Source organism: Mesorhizobium sp. M7A.F.Ca.CA.001.08.2.1 (assembly GCF_003998455.1).
Lineage (GTDB): Bacteria > Pseudomonadota > Alphaproteobacteria > Rhizobiales > Rhizobiaceae > Mesorhizobium > Mesorhizobium ciceri.
In genome coordinates, this window is sequence record NZ_RZPW01000979.1 from 1 (window position 1) to 1,905 (window position 1,905).

General features: G+C 64.3%; 1 protein-coding gene and 1 pseudogene. One reads left to right on the forward strand and one right to left on the reverse strand.

What is annotated here, in order from left to right; translation table 11 throughout:
* Positions 1-705, reverse strand: a pseudogene (locus tag EN914_RS33770) (competence protein); the annotation flags it as partial.
* Positions 706-807: 102 nt separating this feature from the next.
* On the opposite strand from EN914_RS33770, the gene gltX reads away from it, so the two are divergent.
* The coding region (gene gltX, locus EN914_RS33775) for a glutamate--tRNA ligase (RefSeq protein WP_127389599.1) at positions 808-1,905 on the forward strand (1,098 nt) is incomplete at its 3' end.

Here is a 1,905-nt window from a genome sequence, read left to right on the forward strand (position 1 = left end):
GGCATATCCGGTGATGAGAGAGCCTGCGGTCACGTCAGCCGGGATCTTGCGTGCCGAAAGCCGCACCCGTTCCGGCGCATAGCGCAGTTTCGGTCTTGCGGTCGATGTTACGTCGATGGTCAGCCGGATACGGCCAGTTTCCATCCGGTCGAGCGAGACGACGCGGCCGGTCACCTGCGTCGAGATTTCCGAGCCCAACATTTGTGTGCCCGCACGCCACGTCTCGACCTTGGCAGCAAGCAGTCCTAGGGCGCATAAAAGTGCCGCCATGAAACACAGATGGGTCTTTGGCCATGAGCGCGAGACCAGCGCACAGATCCCCGTCAGGATGACAACCGCGACAGGTCTCGCAAAGTCGGGTTCAGCCGTCAGCGAAAAATAGCCGATCGCTCCGATCGCAAGGCAGACCGGCACCAGCAGGAAGGCCACGCCTCGGTCGAGTTCCAGGCTCGCCGCCGTGTTCACGCTGTGGCGCAGGCGAGGCAGTGATATCAGGCCGATCTGCCGGCGCACGCGCACGATCCTGCCGGTTCCGGCAACCGGAACAGAGGCGGTGACACCCGTTTGCAAGGGCAGCTTGCCGGAATCCGGCACGAGGGGCGACGGCGGCAGCAATGAGGCTGGCAGAGGCGCAAACAGGGACCGTTCGCTGACGCCAATGGCAGCGTCCTCGCCCTGATCCGAACCCCAGCCTCGTCCAGCCATCGGGTCTGCCCCTTGCGCCCTCGACACCCTATGCTACATGAACGCGCAAAGCGCGAAAGTCCGCGCGACCGCACCCCGCTTCAGATGGTTTCCGAGAGTTCCATGTCCGACAAGGTCGTCACCCGTTTTGCCCCCTCGCCCACCGGCTATTTGCACATAGGCGGCGCGCGCACGGCGCTGTTCAACTGGCTGTATGCAAAGCACACCGGCGGCACGATGCTGCTGCGCATCGAGGACACCGATCGCGAACGCTCCAATGAAGCCGCGACGGCTGCCATCCTCGACGGGCTTTCCTGGCTTGGCCTGAGCTGGGACGGCGAGCCGGTGTCGCAGTTCGAGCGTGCGCCCCGCCACCGCGAGGTGGCCGAGGAGCTCGTGCGCATCGGCAAGGCCTATTATTGCTACGCCACGCCAGCCGAACTGGAGGCCATGCGCGAGGCCGCCAGAGCCAAGGGGCTGCCACCCCGCTACGATGGCCGCTGGCGCGACCGCGCCCCCTCAGAAGCACCCGCAGGCGCCAAGGGCGCCATCCGCATCAAGGCGCCGACCGAAGGCGAGACCGTCGTCCATGACCGGGTCCAGGGCGACGTGCGCTTTCCTAACAAGGATCTCGATGACTTCATCATCCTGCGTTCCGACGGCAATCCCACTTACATGCATGCCGTCGTCGTCGATGATCATGATATGGGCGTCACCCATATCATTCGCGGCGATGATCATCTGACCAACGCCGCTCGCCAGACCGTGATCTACAACGCCATGGGCTGGAACGTGCCGTCCATGTCGCATATCCCGCTGATCCACGGCGCCGATGGCGCCAAGCTATCGAAGCGGCACGGCGCGCTTGGCGTCGAGGCTTATCGCGCCATGGGCTACCTGCCGGAGGCGCTGCTCAACTACCTGGCGCGTCTCGGCTGGAGCCATGGCGACGACGAGATCATGTCGATAAAGGACATGATTTCCTGGTTCGACATCGGCGATGTCAACAAGGGCGCGGCGCGCTTCGACTTCGCCAAGCTGGAGGCAATCAACGGCGCACATATGCGCCGCATGAGCGATGCCGAACTGTTCGACATCTTCATCGCCACCCTGCCCTACCTCGAAGGTGGCCCGGCGATCGCCGCACGCCTGAACGACAGCACCAAGGCGCAGTTGCTGGCAGCGCTTCCGGGCCACCTTCGAGGTAGGGCAGGGTGGCGA